Annotated in this window: 21 protein-coding genes and 1 CRISPR repeat array; of the genes, 19 read left to right on the top strand and 2 right to left on the bottom strand. The window is 59.6% G+C overall.

Going from position 1 to position 24,428, the window contains the following annotated elements; genetic code table 11:
• Positions 1-198 precede the first annotated feature (198 nt).
• The 8 genes from POI8812_RS17395 to cas2 all read left to right on the top strand — a co-directional run bounded on the left by POI8812_RS17395 (position 199) and on the right by cas2 (position 8,935).
• Positions 199-1,206, top strand: coding sequence for a nucleotidyltransferase family protein (locus tag POI8812_RS17395; protein WP_108783901.1), 1,008 nt, complete (start codon positions 199-201; stop codon positions 1,204-1,206).
• Positions 1,206-3,380, top strand: a complete 2,175-nt coding sequence (locus POI8812_RS17390; protein WP_108783900.1) for a CRISPR-associated endonuclease Cas3'' — start codon at positions 1,206-1,208, stop codon at positions 3,378-3,380. The genes POI8812_RS17395 and POI8812_RS17390 overlap by 1 nt, the downstream gene beginning before the upstream one ends.
• A 281-nt stretch (positions 3,381-3,661) precedes the next feature.
• Entirely contained in the window at positions 3,662-4,327 is a 666-nt protein-coding gene (cas5c, locus tag POI8812_RS17385) for a type I-C CRISPR-associated protein Cas5c (protein ID WP_108783899.1), read from the top strand.
• Entirely contained in the window at positions 4,324-6,108 is a 1,785-nt protein-coding gene (cas8c, locus tag POI8812_RS17380; protein WP_162845019.1) for a type I-C CRISPR-associated protein Cas8c/Csd1, read from the top strand. Before cas5c ends, cas8c begins: the two co-directional genes overlap by 4 nt.
• The gene (cas7c, locus tag POI8812_RS17375) at positions 6,105-7,016 is read left to right on the top strand and encodes a type I-C CRISPR-associated protein Cas7/Csd2 (RefSeq protein ID WP_108783897.1); all 912 of its coding nucleotides are present in this window, start codon (positions 6,105-6,107) and stop codon (positions 7,014-7,016) included. Before cas8c ends, cas7c begins: the two co-directional genes overlap by 4 nt.
• Entirely contained in the window at positions 7,000-7,623 is a 624-nt protein-coding gene (cas4, locus tag POI8812_RS17370) for a CRISPR-associated protein Cas4 (RefSeq protein ID WP_245895460.1), read from the top strand. The genes cas7c and cas4 overlap by 17 nt, the downstream gene beginning before the upstream one ends.
• Positions 7,620-8,645: a type I-C CRISPR-associated endonuclease Cas1c gene (cas1c, locus tag POI8812_RS17365; RefSeq protein ID WP_108783895.1), complete on the top strand. Its 1,026-nt coding sequence runs from the start codon at positions 7,620-7,622 to the stop codon at positions 8,643-8,645. The genes cas4 and cas1c overlap by 4 nt, the downstream gene beginning before the upstream one ends.
• Positions 8,645-8,935 (top strand): CRISPR-associated endonuclease Cas2, encoded by a 291-nt coding sequence (gene cas2, locus POI8812_RS17360; protein WP_108783907.1) that lies wholly within the window; start codon positions 8,645-8,647, stop codon positions 8,933-8,935. Before cas1c ends, cas2 begins: the two co-directional genes overlap by 1 nt.
• 184 nt (positions 8,936-9,119) lie before the next feature.
• A CRISPR array of direct repeats spans positions 9,120-10,934; the repeat unit is 32 nt; unit sequence GACGCTCCCCACCCGGGAGCGCGGATCGAAAC.
• 139 nt (positions 10,935-11,073) lie between these two features.
• Here the strand turns inward: cas2 and POI8812_RS17355 are convergent.
• Positions 11,074-11,343 (bottom strand): DUF6788 family protein, encoded by a 270-nt coding sequence (locus tag POI8812_RS17355; protein WP_245895459.1) that lies wholly within the window; start codon positions 11,341-11,343, stop codon positions 11,074-11,076.
• Between the two features lie 169 nt (positions 11,344-11,512).
• On the opposite strand from POI8812_RS17355, the gene POI8812_RS17350 reads away from it, so the two are divergent.
• Positions 11,513-12,145, top strand: a complete 633-nt coding sequence (locus POI8812_RS17350; RefSeq protein ID WP_108783894.1) for a tyrosine-type recombinase/integrase — start codon at positions 11,513-11,515, stop codon at positions 12,143-12,145.
• A gap of 947 nt (positions 12,146-13,092) precedes the next feature.
• Complete coding sequence (locus tag POI8812_RS17345) at positions 13,093-14,418, top strand: ABC transporter substrate-binding protein (protein WP_108783893.1); 1,326 nt, start codon at positions 13,093-13,095, stop codon at positions 14,416-14,418.
• Here POI8812_RS17345 and POI8812_RS17340 read toward each other — a convergent pair whose 3' ends face one another.
• On the bottom strand, positions 14,419-15,435 hold the full coding sequence (locus POI8812_RS17340; protein ID WP_108783892.1) for a LacI family DNA-binding transcriptional regulator: 1,017 nt from the start codon (positions 15,433-15,435) through the stop codon (positions 14,419-14,421).
• 166 nt (positions 15,436-15,601) lie between these two features.
• On the opposite strand from POI8812_RS17340, the gene POI8812_RS17335 reads away from it, so the two are divergent.
• The 9 genes from POI8812_RS17335 to POI8812_RS17295 all read left to right on the top strand — a co-directional run.
• On the top strand, positions 15,602-16,933 hold the full coding sequence (locus tag POI8812_RS17335; RefSeq protein ID WP_108783891.1) for an ABC transporter substrate-binding protein: 1,332 nt from the start codon (positions 15,602-15,604) through the stop codon (positions 16,931-16,933).
• 146 nt (positions 16,934-17,079) lie between these two features.
• On the top strand, positions 17,080-18,027 hold the full coding sequence (locus POI8812_RS17330; RefSeq protein WP_108783890.1) for a carbohydrate ABC transporter permease: 948 nt from the start codon (positions 17,080-17,082) through the stop codon (positions 18,025-18,027).
• A complete protein-coding gene (locus tag POI8812_RS17325) occupies positions 18,024-18,962 on the top strand; it encodes a carbohydrate ABC transporter permease (protein WP_108783889.1) in 939 nt (312 codons plus the stop codon). Before POI8812_RS17330 ends, POI8812_RS17325 begins: the two co-directional genes overlap by 4 nt.
• Positions 18,959-19,147, top strand: coding sequence for a hypothetical protein (locus POI8812_RS17320; RefSeq protein WP_108783888.1), 189 nt, complete (start codon positions 18,959-18,961; stop codon positions 19,145-19,147). Before POI8812_RS17325 ends, POI8812_RS17320 begins: the two co-directional genes overlap by 4 nt.
• A gap of 5 nt (positions 19,148-19,152) precedes the next feature.
• Complete coding sequence (locus tag POI8812_RS17315; RefSeq protein WP_108783887.1) at positions 19,153-20,250, top strand: ABC transporter ATP-binding protein; 1,098 nt, start codon at positions 19,153-19,155, stop codon at positions 20,248-20,250.
• A complete protein-coding gene (locus tag POI8812_RS17310) occupies positions 20,243-21,238 on the top strand; it encodes an ABC transporter ATP-binding protein (protein WP_108783886.1) in 996 nt (331 codons plus the stop codon). Before POI8812_RS17315 ends, POI8812_RS17310 begins: the two co-directional genes overlap by 8 nt.
• 11 nt (positions 21,239-21,249) lie before the next feature.
• Positions 21,250-22,872: a dihydroxyacetone kinase subunit DhaK gene (locus POI8812_RS17305; RefSeq protein WP_108783885.1), complete on the top strand. Its 1,623-nt coding sequence runs from the start codon at positions 21,250-21,252 to the stop codon at positions 22,870-22,872.
• 85 nt (positions 22,873-22,957) lie between these two features.
• The gene (gene eno / locus POI8812_RS17300; protein ID WP_108783884.1) at positions 22,958-24,244 is read left to right on the top strand and encodes a phosphopyruvate hydratase; all 1,287 of its coding nucleotides are present in this window, start codon (positions 22,958-22,960) and stop codon (positions 24,242-24,244) included.
• Positions 24,241-24,428 (top strand): pyruvate kinase (locus POI8812_RS17295; protein ID WP_245895458.1); only part of this gene is annotated, 188 nt, incomplete at its 3' end. The genes eno and POI8812_RS17295, both read left to right, overlap by 4 nt.

Below are 24,428 nucleotides of genomic sequence, written 5' to 3'. Positions count from 1 at the left end.
CTTCATGTTCAACCACCGACGGCCTTTCACGCTCGGCACATCGCTACGCATCTGCGAGGACGATCGCTGAGGCTGCGTGAACACGCGGCTTGAACTCTGTGCGGATCGAGGGTGTTGACTGATTTTGTGCTCAACCGATTTCGCATTTGTTGAGCATGGGAAATGCGGTATGTTCAATAGAGGTGAAGAGCGTTGAGCATGGCCATCGAGCGACACTCCCAGATTGCCCAGATTGCTTTTCACGACCTGCTTCGGCTACTGCTCGACGAGGTAGTGAGCGGGCTGCGCGGCACGCCTACGCCACAGAAGCGGGGCGGGCGGACCTACTGGTATGACAGCTACCGCGTCGGCTCGGACGTGCGCAAAGCCTATATCGGGCAGGAGACGCCGCAGCTGCTCGCGCGGTTCGAGCGCTTGGACGCGTTGCGCGAAGATGCCAAGGCGCGCGCGGCGGAGCGGTCGCGGCTGGTGCGGCTCTTGCGAGCGGATAGGCTGATGAGCCTCGACCATGCGACCAGCCCGCTGCTCGGCGCGATGGCCGGGGCAGGGGCCTTTCGCCTCGGCGGGACGGTGGTGGGGACGCAGGCGTTCCGGCTCTATGAAGGCGAGTTGGGGCTGCGCCTGCGCGCGGACCATGTGGCGATGACCGGCGACCTTGACATCGCGAGCTTCGAGCGGTTGAGCCTCGCGCTCGATGACCGGGCGGAGCCTCGGCTCGCGGATGTGCTGGCCGAGTTAGATTTCGAGCCGATGCCGACGCTCGACAACCGCGAGGCATGGCGCTGGCGGCAGACGCGGGGCAGAGCGCTGGTCGAGTTTCTGACCCCGGCCTGCGGCGAGGAGGAGGTGCGCCCGCTCGCGGCGCTGGAGGTGCGGGCGCAGGCGCTGCGCTACCTCAACTACCTGATTGCGGACCGGATCCCGGCGGCGGGGCTTTATCGCTCGGGCGTGCTGGTGCAGGTGCCGCGGCCCGAGCGCTTTGCCATCCACAAGCTGATCGTGAGCACGCGGCGCACGGGGCAGGACCGCCTGAAGGCTGCGAAGGACGTGGCGCAGGCGCGGCTGTTGATCCGGGCGCTGGCCAAGGATCGGCCCAACGAAATCGCCGAGGCGCTGGCGGACGCGCGCGGCAGGGGGCCGAAATGGACCGAGCGGATTGAGACGGCGCTGGGGCGGGCGCCTGATGTGGCCGAGGTGTTGGTATAATGGAAGATCCGATTTTCGCTCATTCTGTCGAGGGCCAGCCGGTCACGGAATGGGAAACGCTCGAAGAACACTCTTTGCGCGTGGCAAAGACAGCAGAGACGATGGCTGCATCTTTTGGGGCGGGCCCAGCCGCGGCAGCTGTGGCGCTGCTGCATGATCTCGGCAAGGCAAAACCGGGATTTCAGCGAAAGCTTGCGGGCGAGCGCAACGATGTCACTCATTCGGCCGAGGGTGCCCTTCGGCTCGCAGAGCTCGGTCCTCTCGGCTTGGCTTTGAGACCCGCGATCGCTGGACACCACGGAGCTTTGCCGAACCCCGAACGGCTGGACAGGCGCCTTGCTGCCGCGGCGGATATTCCACTGCCCGGTTGGTGCGCGCCGTCACGGCCAACTGTGCCGACGGGGTTTCCCCACAATCGCGACACGTTTTCGTTCAGCCTGCAATTTTTCGTCCGGATGATCTATTCCTGCTTGACGGATGCCGATGATCGGGAGACGGGCGCATTCTACCACGAGGTCGATGGAAAAGGCCTCCCATCCGTGCCGGACCGGCTGTCGGACGATATGCGCGCGGCGTTTAATCGGCATATGAGGGCGGTCGCCGGGCAGGCAACTCCATCAGCAATCAATGTCCTGCGAGCCGAGGTGCTGGAACACGCGCTGCAATCGGCACAGGCGACACCGGGATTATTTACGCTGACGGTTCCGACGGGAGGCGGCAAGACGCTTGCCTCGCTGGGTTTTGGGCTGGAACACGCGGCGCAACACGGGCTGCGGCGCATCGTCTACGTTGTGCCCTATACCTCGATCGTTGAACAAACTGCCAGCGTGTTTCGCGAAGTCTTGGGGTCAGATGCCGTGCTGGAGCATCACGCGAGCTTCGACGATAGCGCGATGAACGAGGACGAGCGCGAACAGCGGCGCAGCGGCACGATCAGCTGGAATCGCCCGGTCATCGTGACCACGGGTGTGCAGTTTTTCGAAAGTATGTTCGCCGCGCGCAAGAGGCGGTGTCGCAAACTGCACAATCTGGCCCAGTCGGTCATCATTCTGGATGAGGCGCAAAGCCTGCCGTTGCCGTTTCTTCGGCCCTGTCTTGCAGCGATCCGCGAGCTCAGTGGGGCCTATGGTGCAAGTGTGGTGCTTTGTACTGCCACGCAGCCGGCGCTGACGAAGTCCGATGGTTTTCCGGCTTCCGAAGCTCTGCAGGATGTGCGGGAGATCGCGCCGGAACCGGACCGGCTTTATGATGTGCTCAAACGGGTCGAGGTGCGCAATGTGGGTGCGCTGAGCGATAGCGAAGTTGCTGAGCGGTTGCTTTGCGTCGAGCAGGTGCTCGTCATCGTGGACAATCGAGCACAGGCGCGGCGCCTTTTCGATGCGATCCGTGAACAGCCAAGTGCGAGGCATCTGAGCACGCTGATGACGGCCGCCCATCGCAGGGCCGTGCTGCAGGATGTGCGGGCGCTGTTGGCGGCGGGTCAGCCCGTGCGGCTAGTATCGACTTCGCTGATCGAGGCCGGGGTGGATATCAGCTTTCCGCGCGTTTTGCGCGCGGAGGCGGGAATAGACTCGATTGCGCAGGCCGCCGGGCGGTGCAACCGCAATGGGGAGCTTGGCGAGCTTGGGCTGGTCGAGGTTTTCGCCCCGGAGGTCGATCCGCCGCCTGCGGTGAAGCAGTTTGCAGAGACGGCGCGCCGGGTGATGGCGACAACGGATGATCCACTGTCGCGAGCTGCGGTGACGGCCTATTTCCGCGATCTCTGGGACCAATACGGGCCGGACGCGCTCGATGCGGCAGAGGTAGCAGGGCTGAATGGCATCTTGCATGCGCTGGCGAAATGCAAGGGAAGGGTGCCATACGAAGATATCGAGGCGGCGTTCCGCCTAATCCCGGATGGGCAGAAAAGTGTGGTGATCCGCGACGGGGAATACGGGATCGGTTCAGATGAACTTGATAAGCTGCGGTTCAGAAAGCCGGGGACGGTCGCGCGGGCCTTTCAGCCGCATACGGTGTCCGTGCCGTACTCGCTCTGGGATGCGCTGTGGCAAGCCGGGCACCTCAAGTGGTGGGAGGAAGGTGAATTCGGGCCGCAATTCGCGATGCTGGAGCATTTGCAAGACTATGATGCACAGGCAGGGCTGGGAATTGTGAGCGGTGGAATGGTGATTTGACGGGCGCCCATTCTATGAACTTGCGTCTAAGCTTTGCCGTCCCCACTTCAGGTTCATCGGAGGTCGAGATGCGCAAAAACGACTATGAGCGATGGATTGAAGTAGTACGAGCCATTCTAAGCTTTCATCTGGTTCTGCGGTTGGTCATCCAAGTCGTTCTGTGGACTTTTCGATACTTTGGGCCTTAAGCGGCCTGCGGATCGAAACATAGACTGGGTGACAATTGTCACAGACGTTCCGCCGCCAGCGAGTCTAGGCTGGCGGCATTACGCGAGGATCAAATGCAATACGGTGTCAAACTGGTGGTCCGGGGGCGCAATGCCTGTTTTACCCGGCCCGAGATGAAGGTGGAGCGGGTCAGCTATGACGTCATGACGCCCTCCGCAGCACGCGGCATTCTTGAGGCGATCCACTGGAAACCGGCGATCCGCTGGGTAGTTGACCGGATACATGTTCTCAACCCTATCCAGTTCGAGACGATCCGACGGAACGAGGTAGGCTCGAAGATCCCTGTCGGAGCCGCGAAGAGCGCGCGTAAGAACGGTGATCTGTCGAAGCTGGGGTTGAGCGTCGAAACGGATCGGCAGCAGCGGGCGATGCTTTGCCTGCGGGATGTCGCCTACGGGATCGAGGCGCATTTCGAGTTGACGAGCAAGGCGGGCGGCGATAGCCCTGCCAAGCACCACGACATGTTTTGCAGGCGGGCGGCTAAGGGACAGTGCTTTCAGCAGCCGTCGTTGGGCGTGCGGGAGTTCCCGGCCGATTTCGAACTTGTCGAGGCTATCCCGCCGACCGGCCTGCCGGAAGCCGATCAGGACCGAGATTTCGGCTGGATGCTGCACGATATCGACTATGCTGTGGGACGGGCGTCGGTCTTTTACCGCGCACGGATGGAACGCGGTGTGATCGACGTGCGCGGCTGTCACGCGGAAGGGGCGCTGACGTGACGGTGCTTCAGGAACTCGTGGCTCTTTATGATCAGCGGGCGGAGCGGGAGGGCTGGGCCGCGCCCGGGTTCTCGACTGAGAAGATCGGCGGGGCAATCGTGCTGCGCCAGGACGGCACGGTCGACAGCATCTCGCCGCTGATGGCGCCGGATCAAAAGGGCAAGCTGCAACCTCGGCGCATGAACGTGCCCTCCGCCGTAAAGCGGACGGCAGGGGTGAAGCCCAATCTGTTCTGGGACAAATCGGCCTATACGCTTGGCATAACCGGAACGGAGGACGGGCCGGGGCAGAGGGCGCGCACCGCGCGGGAGCATGAGGCGTTCCGAGCGGCACATTTGGAGCTTCTGAAAGGGGCGACGCACCCGGCGATGATCGCTCTGGCGCGGTTTTGCAAGACGTGGGATCCGGATGGCTTCACCGCTTTGGATGCGGAGACGCTCGTTGACCAGAATCTTGTGTTCCGCACGGAGGGCGGGACGTTCCTTCATGAACTGGCCGAGGCGAAGACGTTGCTGAGCGCCGGCGCGGATGACAAGGCGATGTGCCTTGTCACCGGGCAGTCCGCACCCGTTGCCAGGCTCCATCCATCCATTAAAGGGGTGATGGGGGCGCAAAGGTCCGGCGCCGCGCTCGTATCCTTCAATGACAGTGCCTACGAATCTCATGGCAAGAAACAGGGTGAGAATGCGCCGGTCGGGGAATATGCGGCCTTTGCCTATGGTACGGCGCTCAACGCGCTTCTGGCCAAAGGATCTGGCAACTGCATCCGCATTGGTGATGACACCGTCGCCTTTTGGGCGCGCGGCGAGGGCGAACTTGGTGCCGAGGACGCAGCGCTTCTGGCTCTGACGGGCGATGTTGCGGACCAGAAGGACGGGCGCGGCGAAGCTGAACTCGCCGAGGCGATGAAGGCGCTTGCTGCTGGGAGCGAGGCCGGACCACTGCGTGAAGATACGCGGGTTTTCGTTCTTGGCCTATCGCCCAATGCGGCGCGGCTGGCGGTGCGGTACTGGCACACTGGGACAATGGGCGATCTGGCGCGGAATGCCGCTCGCTTCTGGGCGGAATGCGCTGTGGAGCCTTCGCCCTTTGCCCGTGACCGGGCGCGCATGCCGCCGAAGCCGTGGGCGCTGCTCTACGATCTGGCCGCACAGCGGGACGCGAAGAACATTCCCAAGCCGTTGGGGGGCGGGCTGATGCGCGCGATCCTGACGGGGTGCGATTATCCCGCGACGCTGATGAGCGGCATCCTTGCCCGTCTACGGGTTGAGGGCGAGCCGAATCCGAAGAAGGTGGGCAACATGGACGGGCGGCGCGCGGCGATGCTGCGGGCCGTGCTGATCCGGAACTACAAAAGGGAGGTGCCCATGGCACTGGATGAGACCTGCGCGGACGAGGCCTATCTGCTGGGGCGCCTCTTCGCCGCCTATGCCTATGCCGAGCGCAGCTATCAGGAACGGGGCGCCTCACTGCGGCAGAAATTTATGGGTGCGGCCTCTGCCACACCGGCGCGCGTGTTTCCGGTGCTGATGCGGGGTTACGAGCACAACCACGCGAGCCTGCGCAAGGCAGGAGGCGCGAAGGCGGGCTCGGGAGTTCGGGCTGACCGCGCGATCGCTGACATCATGGAGTTGCGGGGCGGGGCGGACTTGCCCGCGACCCTTCCGCTGGAAGCACAGTCGCTGTTCTTCATCGGATTTTACCATCAGGACCGTGCCTTCTACCGGAAGGCGGAAACGGGCCAGCCTGAGATTGCTCAGACAGAGGGAGAGGACGCATGAGCCTTCAGAACCGCTATGATTTCGTTCTGTTTCTCGACGTGGAGAATGGCAACCCGAACGGCGATCCCGATGCGGGCAACATGCCGCGCATGGACCCGGAGACGAACCGGGGGCTGATGTCGGATGTCTCCATCAAGCGCAAGCTGCGGAACTACGTACTCGCTGCGCATGACAACGCAGCACCGCACCGGATCTATTTCACCGAACGGGCCGTGCTGAACGAAAAGCACGCTGAAGCCTGGGAGGCGACCGGTCTAGAGCCGGCGAAGGCGGGCGACTACTCCAAGCTGCCCAAGAAGGATGCGGAGGCCAAGCAGCTGACCGACTGGATGTGTTCCCAGTTCTGGGACATCCGCACCTTTGGTGCGGTGATGTCCACCGGCGTGAATGCAGGGCAGGTGCGAGGGCCAGTGCAGCTCTCCTTCGCGCGGTCGGAAGAGACGATCATGCCCCTGGAGGTCTCTATCACACGTTCGTCCGTCACCAACGAGGCGGATCGTGACAAAGAGCGTACGATGGGTCGCAAGACGGTGGTGCCCTATGGGCTTTACCGCGTGCATGGTTTCGTGAATGCAAAGCTCGCCCAGCAGACCGGGTTTTCGGAGGCAGATCTAGAGCTGCTGTGGACGGGGCTGCGCGGTATGCTCGACCTCGACCGCTCGGCAGCGCGCGGGATCATGGCAGCGCGCCGGCTGGTTGTGTTCCGGCATGACAGCGCGCTCGGCAATGCGCAGGCGCATCGGCTGTTCGACCGGGTAACGGTGGAGCGGGTGAACGGCGCGGATGCCTATCCGGTCGGCGACCCACGCCTCCACAATTGGCCGCCTGCACGTGCGTTTGCCGACTATGCGATCAAGGTCGATGACACCGAGCTGCCCGTCGGGGTCAGTCTTGTCGAGCCGTTCTGAGAGCATTCCCCTTTCGGCGCTTCAACACTGGCTGTTTTGCCCGCGCCAGTGCGCGCTGATCCATGTCGAACGGCTGTGGGAGGAGAACCGGGCAACTGCGGAAGGCCGCGTTTTGCATGAGCGGGTCGATCAAGGAATGCCTGAAAGCCGGGAGGGCAAGCGGATCGTAAGATCAGCGGTAATCGCCTCGAAAACGCTGCGGGTTCATGGTGTTGCGGATGTCGTGGAACTGTACGATGGAATTCCATACCCTGTCGAATACAAGCGCGGAAGGCCGAAGGCTCATCGCGCCGACGAGGTTCAGCTTTGTGCGCAGGCGATTTGCCTAGAAGAGATGACCGGGCATCGGGTGGCTGAGGGGGCGCTTTTCTATGGTGCGCGCAAGCGGCGCACGGCGGTCACCTTTGACGGCCAACTGCGCGGCCTCACTGCAAGCATCGCGGACGAGGCCTTCAAGGCGCTGAGCGGCGGGCACGCACCACCTGCAATCTACGATGCTGCGCGGTGTGAGGGATGTTCGCTTTATGGGCTATGTGCGCCGAATGCTTCGCGCCCTGGCGCCGCCTGGCTCGCCCGCAGGATCGCGAAAGCGGGGGTGCCCGAATGAAGCGTTTGCTCAATACGCTTTATGTCACAACCGAGGGTGCGCATCTGCGCAAAGACGGGCAAACCGTCGTCGTCGAAATCGAGGGAGCCGTGCGAGCGCGGACACCGGCGCATCTGCTGGGCGTCATCGTCTGCTTCGGGCAGGTCACGCTCTCTCCAGCGCTGATGGGCTTTGCGGCTGGCGAGGGCATTTCGCTCGCCATACTGAGTTATTCCGGCAAGCTGCAGGTGCGCGTCGACGGGCCGTGTCAAGGCAACGTGCTCCTTCGCCGTGCGCAGCACGATGCAACGCGGGAGTCGGAATCGGCCCTTCCAGTCGCACGTGCCATGGTCGCTGCGAAGCTTGCCAATCAGCGGGCACTTCTGCGCCGTGCCTTAAGGGACTATCCCGAGGCACCCGGGGCCCCACGGATCGACGACAGCCAGCGCCGGCTCGCTGACGCGGCGCGCCGGGCGCTTGATGCTGCCGATCTCGACACCGTGCGGGGATGGGAGGGCGAGGGTGCACATGCCTATTGGAGCGCCTTTCCCCATCTCATCCGGGTAGAAGGCTTCGAGTTTAGCGGGCGCAATCGACAGCCCCCGCGAGATCCGGTCAACGCGCTACTGTCCTTTCTTTACGCGCTGGCAATGCTCGACTGCCGCGCCGCGTGTGAAAGCCATGGCCTCGATCCGCAGATGGGATTTCTGCATCGTGACAGACCGGGGCGCATGTCGCTCGCTCTCGATCTGGTCGAGGAGTTTCGCGCTCCGCTCGCCGACCGGGTGGCGCTTAGTCTGCTCAACCGCAAACAGCTTCGACCACGCGATTTCGAATGGCAGGAAACGGGTGCGGTTCTGCTGTCGGAGGCCGGGAGGCGGGCGGTTCTCGAAGCCTGGCAGGCCCGCAAGCGGGTGGAACTGCGCCATCCCATCCTCAACGAAAAGGCGTCGCTGGGGCTCTTCCCGCAGATCCAGGCCCAGATGCTGGCACGGCATCTGCGGGGCGAGCTTGATGTCTATCCGGCGTGGGTCTGGACCTGATGCTTGTCCTCGTCACCTATGACGTGTCCACTCAGGATGCCGCTGGCCGGCGCAGGCTACGGCGTGTTGCCCGGATTTGCGAAGATCACGGGCAGCGGGTGCAGTTTTCGGTGTTCGAATGCGATGTCGATCCGGCGCTGTGGGCGCGGATGCGCGCGGCACTGCTTGAGGCGATTGATATGGACAGCGACAGTCTTCGCTTCTACTTTCTGGGTCGAGAGTGGCGCAAGCGGGTCGAGCATGTCGGCGCAAAGCCTGCCATCGATCCCGACGCGCCCCTGATTCTCTGACGCCACCTGCGAACTGTAAGTGGCCGCACAAAACCCGGTTGTTTCGCAGACGACCCTGCTCTTTGAAATGGCTGAACTTTTTTGAGAGCGGTTTCGCTGTGGCGGCCCGGTAATGCGGGCAAAGGCCAAGGCTCGCAAAACGCGCCCGTTTGTGCCGTCAAAACCAAACACCTAAGTAAGACGAGACGCTCCCCACCCGGGAGCGCGGATCGAAACCGCTGTTGTCGGTGGGCTTGCACTCTTTGCTGCCGACGCTCCCCACCCGGGAGCGCGGATCGAAACAACTCGCCCGGTTCTCGCAAGTTGATTGATACAAGACGCTCCCCACCCGGGAGCGCGGATCGAAACACACCGACCCCCGGATATGACTGAGCAAGTGCTGGACGCTCCCCACCCGGGAGCGCGGATCGAAACAATCCTCCGCGTTCTCAACACCCAACCCTGCAACGACGCTCCCCACCCGGGAGCGCGGATCGAAACAACGCCATGGACGACATCGCGCAGGACCGCACAGGACGCTCCCCACCCGGGAGCGCGGATCGAAACACCGAGGATCACCGCAGCAACGTCGCAGAACGGGACGCTCCCCACCCGGGAGCGCGGATCGAAACTTAGTAGCCCACTGTTGAATGAAGTTATGTCCAAGGACGCTCCCCACCCGGGAGCGCGGATCGAAACTTCTTGCCTTGCAAAGCGTATGCACGCCGGGCATGACGCTCCCCACCCGGGAGCGCGGATCGAAACTCCTCGCCCGATTATCGATGCTGGCATTGTGTTGACGCTCCCCACCCGGGAGCGCGGATCGAAACCACGGTGTGGGATGGTGCGTAATTAGGTTAGGCGAGACGCTCCCCACCCGGGAGCGCGGATCGAAACCACCAGCTGCAATGACAGCGGCAAGGAACGAGCGGACGCTCCCCACCCGGGAGCGCGGATCGAAACGTCAGTATCGTCCATCGAAGTATGTCACCCGTGAGACGCTCCCCACCCGGGAGCGCGGATCGAAACCCAAGCCAAGCGAGCGCCCGCCTGTGGATATCACGACGCTCCCCACCCGGGAGCGCGGATCGAAACATCATCAAACCGATGGTTATGGCGAGGTCTCCCTGACGCTCCCCACCCGGGAGCGCGGATCGAAACAAGGCGTACCGGACGAACATCTGGCCCAAAACGTGACGCTCCCCACCCGGGAGCGCGGATCGAAACCGCCCATTCATCACCGGTCATGGTGGCAAGGTCGGGACGCTCCCCACCCGGGAGCGCGGATCGAAACAGCTTGATCAGCGACCCGATTGGACGGGCATAGCGACGCTCCCCACCCGGGAGCGCGGATCGAAACAATAGCCTGAGACCTCAGGGTTTCGGGGTCCTCGACGCTCCCCACCCGGGAGCGCGGATCGAAACGGCGTCGTCTGGCCCGGACGTGACAGGGCATACAGACGCTCCCCACCCGGGAGCGCGGATCGAAACATCACTCTGCTTCGCCGTCTCGTGGAAGCCAGCCGACGCTCCCCACCCGGGAGCGCGGATCGAAACACCGGGTCGCACGCGGTGCGAGGGGCACGCCTCCCGACGCTCCCCACCCGGGAGCGCGGATCGAAACCGTCCTTGGCTGGCTTGTCTTTCCAGACGCCCCGGACGCTCCCCACCCGGGAGCGCGGATCGAAACGAGAACCAGTCTCGCTAAGAGCCAGTCCCGCCGCGACGCTCCCCACCCGGGAGCGCGGATCGAAACAGCGAAGGGACGCTGCACGATCGGCAACGCCACAGACGCTCCCCACCCGGGAGCGCGGATCGAAACATCATCATCATCGGCCTGCGCGCCTCGCGTCACCGACGCTCCCCACCCGGGAGCGCGGATCGAAACACCACAAGCCGGTTGTCGAACACCTCACCAAAGCGACGCTCCCCACCCGGGAGCGCGGATCGAAACAATCGCCTCGATGTTGAATGCAGCGGCCCGCACCGACGCTCCCCACCCGGGAGCGCGGATCGAAACCGGACGACTACCATAATGCTGGGGGGGCATTCGTTCCAACGATCGTGCCCCCTAGGCGAAATGTGCCGGCGCCTGCAAGGGCGGACAGGATTGAGCCTGTCGCACGATCCGTCGGTGTCATGCCTTCAACGCGAAGTATTCAAACAAGGCGGGCCCGTTCGGTCTGGCGGTCCTTGGCCGTCGCGCGAAGCTCTTCCAGCCGATCAATCTGGGCGCGCACCTCTGCGCTATCTTCACCAATGTAGACGAAGCGCGTCTCACGGCCGATGCGCTTCACGGCGTACCAGTAGGACTTGCTTCCCCGCATTTTGCGGGTCGGGGTGCCGAAGATGTCTGCAATCTGGTCGTCTCGCAGAAGACGAACGAGATCGGTGTAGGCGCTGAGAGCAACGCTGCTAAGTGATTTCAAGGCGCGCTCCGTCTGACGTAGCCGAAATGCCTAGCGAATTATTATTTTGCTAGGCAACCCTTTCCCATCGTCTCTCCTAACCCAAGCGCATCCGCGCTTTTTGTGGTATAGTTTAGTCCCGACACTGGGTCGCCGGGAGGGCAGGGGGGTGGATTGCAAAGGATCTGCCATGACTGTTCCGAACCTGCCAGCCGTCCGCCAGAACCGCCCCGCTTGGAATAAGGGCCGCCTGATCGGCCAGAAGCGTCCGCTGCATCCCAAACACGTCTGGGCCATCCGGGTCCGGCTCGAAATCGCGAAGGCGGTGCAGAATCTTGCTCTCTTCAATCTCGCTATCGACAGCAAGCTGCGTGGGTGCGACTTGGTCCGCCTGAAGGTGACGGATGTCTACGCGGCGGGCCAGGTAAAGGAGCGCACCTCGATCCTGCAGAGCAAGACGCAGAAGCCTGTGCGCTTCGAGATCACGGACGGGACGCGGAAGACGATTGCCGATTGGCTAGACGATCCGCTTATGATCGGATCGGAATACCTGTGGCCGGGTCGGTTCCATGACCGGCTCGATATCTCGACCCGGCAATATGCTCGGCTCGTACGCGACTGGGTGAGCTCGATCGGCCTCGAGCCGAGCGCCTACGGCACCCACTCGATGCGCCGCATGAAGGTGGCGGAGATCTATCGGAAGACCGGCAACCTACGTGCGGTGCAGCTTCTGCTGGGCCATACGAAGATGGACAGTACGGTCCGGTATCTCGGTGTTGAGCTGGAGGATGCACTAGCGATCTCGGAGAGCGTTGAGATGTAGCGGCGGCGAAGACCGCGCTACTGCATCCGCATCCGTCAGCTCTCCGACCTCCCTGCACGTCACCCGGGGTTCCGCAGCGCGGACCTCGCTGGATGGCCGCTGTCATAGTCTGGCAAAGTTAAACTCGCAGCCGCAGCGAATGACTGCTTCCCGCCCACCTGTTCCAGGTTCCGGACCTTCGACGCACTGCAAGTTGAGCTCGCCGTGCGCGGCGAGCATTTCTCCTTCCTCATGAAGAGCTAGGGGACGTCGTCCCCACGCGCGTGCAACGCGATTAGACAGGGCCGTGTCCTCGACCAGGGGCTGCGGGCCGCACCAAGTCCCTGTCGAATAGTGTTGCACTTGCTACCCCCAACCCTCGCCGGGAGCAGGTTTTGTAAGACGAGCGCCCCAAGGGGCTTCGCTCAAAACCAGCGACCAGAGGGGTGCCTCATGACCGTCAGATACAAGTTGCCCAACGAACCTCCGGGCTTGGCCGACCAGTGCGTTTCAGCAGCTGCGACAGCGCTGTTTGAGGCCTCGGGAATAAGACGCGCGGAGAGGGTAGGGGCGCCGAGAACATTAGTGCGAACGCCAAGGGGGATGACGCGTTCGTCTCTCGACAATTGGGTCAGAAATACCCGTTAGGTCGGGATTGACTGACGTTCGACAAGCAGATGTCGAGAGCAGGGCAGTTCTACCCTTGACTCTCGTATGTGCAGGGGGCCAGCACGCGATTTGCAAAGCCGATTTACCTTTATGGTCAAGCAAATTCAGCATTCGACCGACAGAAAAACGTCACTCCTGCGAGGACCATCTGGAACGTAGATGTCCGGCAAGAGCACCGTATCATTTTTTTTTCGGGCAAGGATGCATCCGTATCCCCCCTCACCCGTACGAGTTCAAAAGCCTTGCTGCGAATTCATAAATGAGGTACGTACTTCATAAAGTGATCTTCGGAGGAAGAAATGGATAAATGCACGTCTCAGGCTGTCGCGTTTGCATTGGGTGTCTTTGCGCCATCTGTGGCCATGTCCCAAGGCACACCACCTCTTCAGATCTGCTGGGCAGAATGGGATCCTGCTCTTTATCTTTTTGACTTATCGAAAGAATTTACGGTCGAAACTGATATTCAGGTTGATCTGGAACTTGTGCCATGGACCAGTTTCGCTGACGTTATGATCAGTCGACTGGAGGGTGGTGACGCGACATGTGACATCATGATCGGAGACAGTCAGTGGATCGGTCTCGCTGCTGAAGAAGGCCACTACGAGCCGTTGAACTCGTTCTTAAGTGAGGCTGAAATTGATATGGAGGCGTACCTCACGCGGGCGGTGGACGCATATTCTGCTTGGCCCAAAGGCTCGGCAAATTATTACGCGTTGCCTGCAATGGGTGATGCCCTTGGTTGGGTCTATAGGCAAGACTGGTTTGAACGTCCCGGAATCGCAGCGGATTTTCAGAATGAACATGGAAGACCGCTAAGGGTCCCTGCAAGCTGGCAGGAACTATTGGAAGTGGCTCAGTTCTTCCAAGGGCGAGAGATAGACGGTCAGGTGGTTTCAGGTGCTGCGATCTATGATGAGCGTGCGTCAGAAGGGATCACAATGGGGTATAGTTCTGCGCTCTATGCATGGGACGGCCTATATGAGCTAACGCCCAACTCGTATGAAGTTGATGGTGCGATCAATGCTACCGCTGCTGTCAACGCTTTGGAATTTTACAAGATTCTCCACGATACTGCGACGCCCGCTGATCTTGAGGAAAGTTACATGGTCGGAAACTTGGACGCGTACTCAGAAGGCCGGGTAGCCATGCAGATGAATTGGTTTGCGTTCTTCCCGGGCATTCATGCTGACCGAAGTGTTGGGCGAGGTAGATCTGGTTTCTTCGCGAACCCCGGAGAGGAAGCTGTTGCTTCGACTCTAGGTGGGCAGGGCATGTCCATCGTATCGAGCTCTTCAAACAAGGACGCCGCCTATCAATTCTTGGAATGGTTTTCCCGCGAAGAGATTCAACAGAAATGGTGGGATTTTGGAGGTTACTCTGTCCACAGATCTGTCCTCGAAAGACCAGGATTTGAGCAAACCCGACCATTCGCAGAAGAGTACGTCACTGCACTGAGCGGCGCACGAGACTTCTGGCAAGAACCTGAGTATGAACAACTGCTTGCAGCCATGCAGGCTCGCGTTCACGACTACGTCGTGAGAGATGTTGGTACAGCACAGGAAGCGTTGGATCAGCTGGCGAGGGATTGGCAGGAGATATTTGCTGCTCGAGCCGGAGGGTTGTGATCAGAGATTTGCCTCCAGCAGAATCTCAATTCTGATCGCTTCCTGCGATGCAACGATCCCTCTGTTTTCACACCGCGCTCTCATCTGGCGAATTGCGCTTCGCACAACATGACCTGGGTTCTGAGCAATCAGCGCGTCGATCTCTCCGGCGCGTAGTGCGGCTTCGGTGTAGTCCGTTCGCTCGTGGGCAATGACCGTGAGGTTGTTCAGGTCAAATGCCACCTTGAGTGCGTTGACGGTTACGGCAGCTTCAGGTGACATCACGTAGGCGGCGACGACGTTGCTATGGTTGCGAGCAGCGTTGCTGGCGATTGTAACCGCTCTTGCAGGCTGCCTATATGTTTCCAGTGAGGGTAGTGCGGTTAGGTTTGGAAAGCGTTCTGCCAGAAACGCATCGAAACCAAGGCGTCGTTCAATACTGTCTTGTGCGCTCATTGTGTCAGCAAAAACAAGAACTTCGCCGGGACCGCTCGGGGTGAAGCGCCCCAAGATTTGCGCTGCGGTTGCGCCCGCAGCCTTGTTGTCGATGCCGACTGGCGCGATCTCATCCACGCCCTTTCCGGAGAAGAGCTTCAGGATATGCTTGCCATCTTTCTGGAGTCTTAGTGCAGCATCGCGGACCTGTGGTGAGTCCGGCGACATCAATGCAATTCCATCTGCCTTCGCACCAATTTCGGCAAGCATTGCCGCAGTGCGATGGGCATCAAGCGCAGGGATCGCCGCAGTGCTGACCTTTATTCCTTCTTCTTCAAACATCTGGGATGCTTCATCGATCCGGTCGTAGAGTTTGCCGACAAACTCTCCGCCATCTTCGGGCAGCAGGAATCGAAACTCATATGTCTTGCCTCGCGCGAGGTTTGCGGCGCTGACGTTGCGCGTGAATCCGATTCGTTCGATTGCCTCATGGACTGCGGCGACGGTTTTTTTGCCAACGCCGCCGCGGTCGTTCAAGACGCGATCAACGCTGGCAAGGCTTACTCCGGCGGCTTTTGCGAGGTCTTTTGTGGTCGGACGCACGGCTAAATTTCCTTTTATTTCTCATGATTGTCACAAACTCTCACGGCTTGCACAAGACACTTGAGGTACGAACCTCAGAAATTGCTTGATTTGAGGTACGCACCTCAAATAACGTCAACCCAGCCGATCGGGAGAGTATCGGTCTCAAGCGTTCTGGGAGGAATGGATGAAAAAGAACTTACTGGCTTCAACCGCTTCAATGTGTCTCGCGCTGGCGGTGTCTTCACCGGTTTTGGCTGATGGTCATGGTGTTGACCTGACATTGTGCTGGGCTGCCTGGGATCCGGCGAACGCTCTTGTTGAACTGAGCCGGGACTTCGAGGAGCAGTCCGGACACAACATGAATTTTGAGTTTGTGCCTTGGCCGAACTTTGCCGATCGGATGCTGAACGAACTCAACTCTGGCGGCGGCCTCTGCGATCTGATGATCGGTGACAGCCAATGGATCGGTGGCGGGGCGGAGCAGGGCCATTATGTCCAGCTCAATGACTTCTTCGATGCTAACGGCATCAGCATGGATGACTTTATCCCTGCCACCGTGACCGGCTACTCCGAATGGCCAAAGGGCACACCGAACTATTGGGCTTTGCCTGCATTTGGTGATGTCGTCGGCTGGACGTATCGGCGCGACTGGTTTGAGCGTGAGGACATTCGTGCAGCATTCTCTGCAGAGTACGGTCGTGAACTCGGCGTGCCGCAGACACTAGATGAACTTCGCGATATTGCACAGTTTTTCCAAGGTCGCGAGATCGACGGGACGACAGTCTATGGTGCAGCGATCTATACTGAGCGCGGTTCCGAAGGCATCACGATGGGCGTCACGAACGCGCTCTACAACTATGGTTTCGAATACGAGAACCCGGACCAGCCCTATGATCTCGAAGGCTTTGTGAATTCCGAAGGCGCAATTGCCGGTCTGGAATTCTATCGCGACCTTTACGAAACGGCGACGCCGCCGGGCTCTTCCAACTGGTACATGGGTGAGAACATCGACGCCTACAAATCGGGCCAAGTCGCGATGCAGATGAACTTTGCCTTCATCTGGCCCGGCGTGAATGCTGATCCGAATGTTGGCGGCGATCGATCTGGTTACTTCCCGAACCCCGCCGGTCCGGCAGGGCAGTTTGCGCAGCTGGGTGGACAGGGTATTTCCGTGGTGTCCTATTCCGATAATCAGGATGCCGCGCTCGAATACATTCAGTGGTTTGCGCAGCCTGAAGTGCAAGCACGGTGGTGGGAGCTCGGTGGCTACTCTGCATTGAATGCAGTTGTAGAGGATCCAGATTTTGCCAGCAGCCAGCCCTACGCACAGACCTTCTTGGACTCTATGGCCATCGTGAAGGACTTCTGGGCTGATCCTGCCTATGCCGAATTGCTTCTCGCAATGCAGGCACGCGTCCACAACTACGTTGTTGCTGGCGAAGGTACAGCCGAGGAAGCGCTCGACGGTCTTGTGGGGGACTGGGTCGAGGTCTTTGAAGACGAAGGCAAGCTCTAATCGGCTAGCCGCCCTTCATCCTTCCCGTCTGGGCGGCACTGCCCCTAGCGCAAAGGGCCAGCTTGAGCGCTAGGGGCCTTTTCTCAAAGTCCGCCCTGCAAATCACGCTTTCAGTGATCTGCAGGGCTGTCACAAGGTACAGTAAAATGTCTTACAAACCGATCGATGCGATCGCGCATGCGACGCCTGATCCTATCGCGAACAAGGTTCGTGGCCTGTCGGACCGGGCAATCGCTTGGATCTTTGTTGCGCCGTCGATCTTTCTTCTACTTGCGGTCAACATCTTTCCGTTGATCTGGACGATCCGCCTGAGCTTCACAAATTTCAGGGTCAATCGACCCAACAATGATGTTGAGTGGGTTGGGCTGCGAAACTACGAGCGTATCCTCAATGACGCCGACATCTGGAACACTATGCAGGCCACGGCTCACTTCCTGCTTTGGACGATTGTCTTGCAGGTTCTGATCGGGTTTGCACTCGCCTACCTGATTAACAAGAAATTCAAGGGCAACGACATGTGGACCACGATCATCGTGTTCCCAATGATGTTGAGCCCGGCGGTTGTCGGTAACTTCTGGACATTCCTATACCAGCCGCAGATCGGTCTGTTCAATTATGTGATCGGGTTTCTGACCGGTGCCGATCCTTCGAGCTTTTCGATGATCGGCGACACACACCTCGCCCCATGGGCCATTGTCATCGTCGACACGTGGATGTGGACGCCCTTCGTAATGCTGATCTGCCTGGCTGGACTCCGCTCGATCCCCGACAGCATCTACGAAGCTGCTGAATGTGACCGTGCTAGCAAGTGGCGCCAATTCTGGACGATCACAATTCCCATGGCGTTGCCCTTCCTAATGCTGGCGGTGCTATTCCGCGGAATTGAGAACTTCAAAATGTTCGATCTTGTCGTGCAGCTGACAGGTGGCGGACCGGGGTCGATCACAACGCTGACATCCATCGATCTGAAGCGGGAGGCCTTTGAAAAATGGCGTACAGGCTATTCCTCTGCCTACGCCGTGATCCTGTTCGTCACAGTCTTTGGTCTGGCGTCGATCTACGTGAAAGCCCTCAACAAGGTTAAGGAACGATGAGTTTTTCAGTCACTGAGCCGTCAAATCGGCAGAAATGGTTCGCCGGTGTACTGGTCGTCGGGTACGCGCTCATCACGATTATGCCGCTGCTTTGGATCATCGCTACGGGTTTTAAGTCCCCCGCTGATGCAATCGCATATCCACCAAAGGTTGTATTTGAGCCGACAGTCGAAGGTTACGTAAACCTCTTCACGTCCAGAACGCGTGCAACAGAAGATATGCTGGCTGAGTTAGGTGAACCCACAACATGGTATGATCGCATTGTACGCCAGTATGATATGGTCATAACCGGCCCATCTCGATACGGGGAACGCTTCCTCAATTCCGTCATCATCGGATTTGGTTCTACGTTCCTATGTATCGTTCTTGGCACTGCGGCGGCCTACGCGTTCTCTCGCTTCCGAGTACCGCTGAAGGATGATCTACTGTTCTTCATCCTCTCAACCCGGATGATGCCACCGATCGCAGTCGCGATCCCGATTTTCCTTATGTTCCGGCAACTTGGCTTAAACGATACCCATGCAGGAATGATCTTGCTCTACACCGCGGTGAACCTGTCGTTGTCGGTATGGCTGTTGAAGGGCTTCATCGACGAAATCCCCATCGAGTATGAGGAAGCGGCACTTATCGATGGCTACACCCGCTTTCAGGCCTTCTACAAAGTGGTGTTGCCACAGGCTGCGACGGGCATCGCATCGACGGCGATCTTCTGTTTGATCTTTGCCTGGAACGAATACGCCTTTGCCGTGCTTCTGACCTCTGGCACTGCTCAGACCGCCCCGCCGTTTATTCCAACCATCATCGGAGTTGGTGGGCAGGATTGGCCGGCCGTTGCTGCTGGCGCCACGATTTTCCTCGTACCGGTCATGGTCTTCACGATCTTGCTCAGGAAACACCTTCTACGCGGGATCACATTCGGAGCTGTTCGAAAATGACACGCTTTTTCAAAGACCTGCTGCGTTTTCGACGCGGCGCATGGGAGATGGTCGCCTCGATCTTGATCGCTTTGGGTGTCGTAATGCTGATGCAGCCGATCTCAATCACGATCTACTCGTACTCATTTGTCGTCACCCTTGTTGGCACGGTGATGTTTATCATCGTCAGTCATTTCCCGGAGTAAGGACCATGGCACAGATAAGGATAGAGAACGTCCGTAAGGAGTTCGGGGCATTCACCGCCGTCCAGTCCTCAACTTTCACGATCGAGGATGGTGAGTTCTTCATGCTGTTGGGGCCGTCTGGGTGCGGTAAGACCACGACGCTGCGCATGATGGCTGGACTGGAGTTGCCCACTTCTGGCGAGATCTACATCGACGGAGAGGAAGTTGGTCAGCGACCGGCAAGCCAGCGAGACATTGCATTTGTTTTCCAGATGTTCGCCCTCTACCCACACATGAATGTTGGTGGAAACATCAGTTATCCGCTGCGGTCCCAAGGGATGTCGAAGGCGGACGCCGAAACAAAGGTTCGTGAAGTTGCCCGGATACTTGGCATCGAGGACATACTGTCAAAGCCTGTCGGCGGACTATCCGGTGGGGACCGGCAGAGGGTCGCGCTCGGCCGGGCGATCGTCAGGGACCCAAAGGCGTTTTTCATGGACGAACCGTTGGGTGCGCTGGATGCTGAATTTCGTGAACATATGAGCGAAGAACTGCGGGCGCTGCACAATCGTATGAGAGCCACGACAGTCTATGTGACACATGACCAACTCGAAGCGATGCAGATGGGCGACAAGATTGTCGTGATGAACCATGGCGTGGTGGAGCAGTTTGGCGTCCCACAAGAGATCTATGATTGGCCCGCTACAATGTTTGTGGCCAAGTTCCTTGGCTCACCCTCAATGAACTTCCTTACGTTCCAAGGAAATGTTGCACCGAATGACTCTGCTGTTCTTGTTGGCGATGCACGTCTGACGATCCCCACCGTTCGTGAAACCGGGAGCGGTCAGCTGACACTTGGCTTCCGACCGGAGCATGTGACGTTGGAAGATGATGCTCCAATCCGCGGGCGTGTTCTGGCGAGTGAATACCTTGGAACGACGCAGATCGTCACGCTCACGACAGCTTTTGGTGAGGTTAAGGCGCGTGTTCCATCAGATAGAGTTGTTCCAATCGACGTCACAACCGGTATTCGACCCGATCCGCGATCTGTAACGCTGTTCGACACGCAATCGGGAAGGGCACTACGATCAGTTGCAAATGAGAAGGTGATCCAGAATGGCTGAGGTGGAACTAAGAAATGTCACACGCCGCTTTGGTGATGTGACGGCACTTGATAACGTCTCAATGACCGTACCGGATGGCGCGTTCGTCGTTCTTCTCGGCCCAACCGGAGCAGGAAAGACAACGACACTGCGGATGGTCTCGGGACTGGATTTGCCAGATGAAGGTGAAGTCTTCTTTGATGGTCGGTCGATGGCGTCGCTGACGCCAAGCCAGCGCAATGTTGCAATGGTTTTTCAGCAGTACTCGCTCTATCCGCACCTGACAGTAAGGGACAATCTTGCCTTTCCATTGCGGTCGCCTCTGCTGAAGACACCTGAAGAGATCATCAGCAGTAAAGTTCAGATGGTCGCAGAGGTTCTGCAAATCGCGCATAAGATGGACAATAAAGCCACTGCCTTGTCAGGGGGCGAGATGCAGCGCGTTTCCATCGGTCGCGCCCTGGTGAGAGATCCAAGTGTCTTCTTGATGGATGAACCACTGTCTTCCCTGGACGCAAAGCTGCGCGCCGATCTGAGGGTTGAGTTGAAATCCATCCAGTCGGAGCGTGGCTCAACATTGCTCTACGTCACGCATGATCAGATTGAGGCGATGACCATGGCGACACATGTCGGTGTACTGGATCGCGGGCGTCTGGTTCAGTTCGGCACACCGCGTGAGATCTATGAAAACCCGGTCAGTATCTACGCTGCCAGCCGTCTGGGTCAGCCGCGGATCAATATTCTTCCCGCAGATCTTTTCGGGCACGCTCCGAACGGTGCAACCCATATCGGGCTGCGACCTGAGCATATCCGGCAGGGCGAAGGCATTCCGGCAACTGTTCAACGGGTGGAGCGATTGGGTGATCAAACTCGTCTACACCTGCGCATGGACAGTCACGAGGTCACGACAGTGACCGACGCGCACACTGAACTCACAGGCGGCGAAACGCTCAGAATTTCGCCGCAGAATCCGTACTTCTTCGACGCATCTGGCGATCGCATCTTCTAAGGAACAGAGACATGGCTCAATTCATCAATGAGAAGCAGACGGTCGTTCAGGACGCGATTGACGGTCTGATTGCAGTGTCCGGCGGACGGTTGGCACGCTTGGATGGCTATCCGCACATTCGCGTTGTCGTCAGGGCCGATTGGGATAAATCACGTGTCGCAATCGTGTCGGGTGGTGGGTCAGGTCACGAGCCTGCGCATGCCGGTTTTGTGGGGCCGGGCATGCTGACGGCAGCGGTGTGTGGTGACGTCTTTGCCTCACCGTCCGTTGACGCCGTGCTGGCCGGTATTTTGGCCGTCACCGGCCCCGCAGGATGTCTTCTGGTCGTTAAGAACTATACGGGCGACCGCCTGAATTTCGGATTGGCGGCGGAACGGGCTCGCGCCTTTGGCCTCAATGTGCGCATGGTTGTGGTCGATGACGATATTGCCCTTCCCGATCTTCCGCAGGCGCGGGGGGTCGCGGGAACTCTATTTGTTCACAAGATTGCAGGCGCGTTGGCTGAGGCTGGCTCTGATCTCAAAACGGTTGCTGCGGCAGCAGAACGGGTTATCGGCGGAACGCGAACAATCGGAATGTCTCTCGATACCTGTCAGGTCCCTGGTGCGCCCAAGGAAAACCGCATCCCAGCAGGCAAAGCAGAACTTGGATTAGGTATTCATGGCGAGGCCGGGATTGAGCAAATCGATTACACAGATCTGCGCGCCGCCATGGCAACGGTAGTGAGTCGTCTGAAAGCGACCATGCCAAGTGGAGTGCGCCACGTTGCCTTGCTCAACAACCTGGGCGGCACGTCCGAATTGGAAATGGCGGTCATCGCCAACGAGCTAATTCAGTCGGAAATCGGCGGCCAGATCGGGCATGTCATAGGGCCTGCCAGTATGGTGACGTCGTTGGACATGCACGGCTTTTCCTTGAGCGTATATCCCGCAGGGCCGGAAGACATTATGGCATTGAGCGCTTCAACGCCGTTGTCGGCTTGGCCCACGATGGAGGAGCGTGTCTCCGTCGATGTGCGCGAACTTCCCGATGGTTTGGCGCCCATTCGTCCGATGCCGTCCGCTCATCAAAAGACCCAGCAATTCCTCACGCGTTGTTGCGAGATCATGATCGCAGCAGAAGGGGACTTGAACCTTCTGGATGCAAAGTCCGGTGATGGCGATACCGGTTCCACACTTGCTGGTGCGGCGCGTGCCCTGATCGGCTCCATGGATAAATTGCCACTCGCGGATCACACGCAGCTCTACCGCGCAATTGGACAAGAGCTTAGTCAGACGATGGGCGGGTCTTCTGGGGTCCTCCTCGCGATTTTCTTCGCGGCAGCGGGTGATGCTGCGTCGAGCGGAATGTCCATGCGGGAAGCTCTGCGGGCTGGATTGACAAGAATGCAAGAGATTGGCGGTGCGCAACTGGGTGATCGTACAATGGTTGACGCCCTGCACCCGGCACTCGCTCATCTTGATCAAGGCCTGAATGCTGCCGCCGCCGCGGCACGGACGGCAGCCAATCAGACCGCGCATATGGAGACAGCAAATGCCGGGCGAGCGGCATATTTGAATGCCGATCAATTGCGCGGCCACGTAGATCCGGGTGCGGAAGCTGTCGCTCGCTTGTTTGAGCGGCTGGCTGCCTGACTAATCTCCAATCCTGCAGAAGGGCGGTGCACTGTCGCCGCCCTTTTTGCTGAAGAATACTTATTCCAAGACAGGAGCCATTGCCATGAGCATCATCCTCGACATCACAGCGCGCGAGATACTGGACAGCCGGGGGAATCCGACGGTTGAGGTTGATGTATTGCTGGAGGACGGCTCATTGGGCCGTGCGGCGGTTCCGTCAGGCGCGTCGACGGGGGCGCATGAGGCGGTTGAGCTGCGCGATGGCGACAAGGGCCGCTATCTGGGCAAGGGTGTGCTCAAGGCGGTTGAGGCGGTGAACACCGAGATCTGTCAGGAGCTTTTGGGCATGGATGCCCGCGAGCAGGTGCTGATCGACGAGATGATGTGCCGTCTGGACGGGACGGAGAACAAGGGCCGCCTGGGCGCGAACGCGATCCTGGGCGTCTCTCTGGCTGTGGCCCATGCGGCGGCCGAAAGCGTGGGTCAGCCGCTCTATCGCTATATCGGTGGCACGTCCGCCCGCCTGCTGCCGGTGCCGATGATGAACATCATCAATGGCGGCGAGCATGCCGACAATCCGATCGACATCCAGGAATTCATGATCATGCCCGTGGGCGCGGACAGCCTGCGCGAGGCGGTGCGCATCGGGGCGGAGATTTTCCATACGCTCAAAAAAGAGCTGAGCAGCGCCGGCCACAACACCGGCATCGGCGATGAGGGCGGCTTTGCCCCCGCGCTGCAATCGACCCGCGAAGCGCTCGACTTCATCATGACCTCCATCACCAAGGCCGGCTACACGCCCGGTGAGGACGTGTTCCTGGCGCTCGACTGTGCCTCCACCGAATATTATGCCAACGGTAAATACGAGATGAAGGGCGAGGGAAAATCCCTCACCTCGCAGGAGAATGCGGACTATCTGGCTGAACTTGTTGCAGATTATCCGATCATTTCCATCGAAGACGGCATGGCCGAGGATGATTGGGCGGGCTGGACGGCGCTGACGGCGGCGATCGGCGACAAGGTGCAGCTGGTCGGCGACGATCTGTTCGTGACCAACTCCAAGCGCCTGGCGCGGGGCATTGCGGAGGACGCGGGCAACTCGATCCTGGTGAAGGTCAACCAGATCGGCTCCCTGACCGAGACCATCGAGGCGGTCGAAATGGCCCACCGTGCGCGCATGACGAGCGTCATGTCCCACCGCTCGGGCGAGACCGAGGACGCGACCATCGCCGACCTCGCCGTCGCGCTGAACTGCGGCCAGATCAAGACCGGCTCGCTCAGCCGCTCTGACCGCCTGGCCAAATACAACCAGCTCATCCGCATCGAAGAAGAGCTGGGGACCACGGCGCAATATGCAGGGCGCTCGATACTGAAGGAGACCTCTCAATGAAACGCGACCGCCGCGTTAAGATAGTGGCGACATTGGGCCCAGCCTCTTCGAGCCGCGCTATGATCAAGTCGTTGTTTGAGGCCGGGGCAGATGTGTTCCGGTTGAACATGAGCCATGGCAGCCATGAGGAGATCACCGAGCGTCACCAGCTGATCCGGGAGATCGAGCATGAGACGGGTCGCCC

The sequence above is a fragment of the Pontivivens insulae genome, from assembly GCF_900302495.1.
In the GTDB taxonomy this organism is placed as follows: Bacteria; Pseudomonadota; Alphaproteobacteria; order Rhodobacterales; family Rhodobacteraceae; genus Pontivivens; species Pontivivens insulae.
This window is presented reverse-complemented; position numbering and strand designations above follow the sequence as displayed.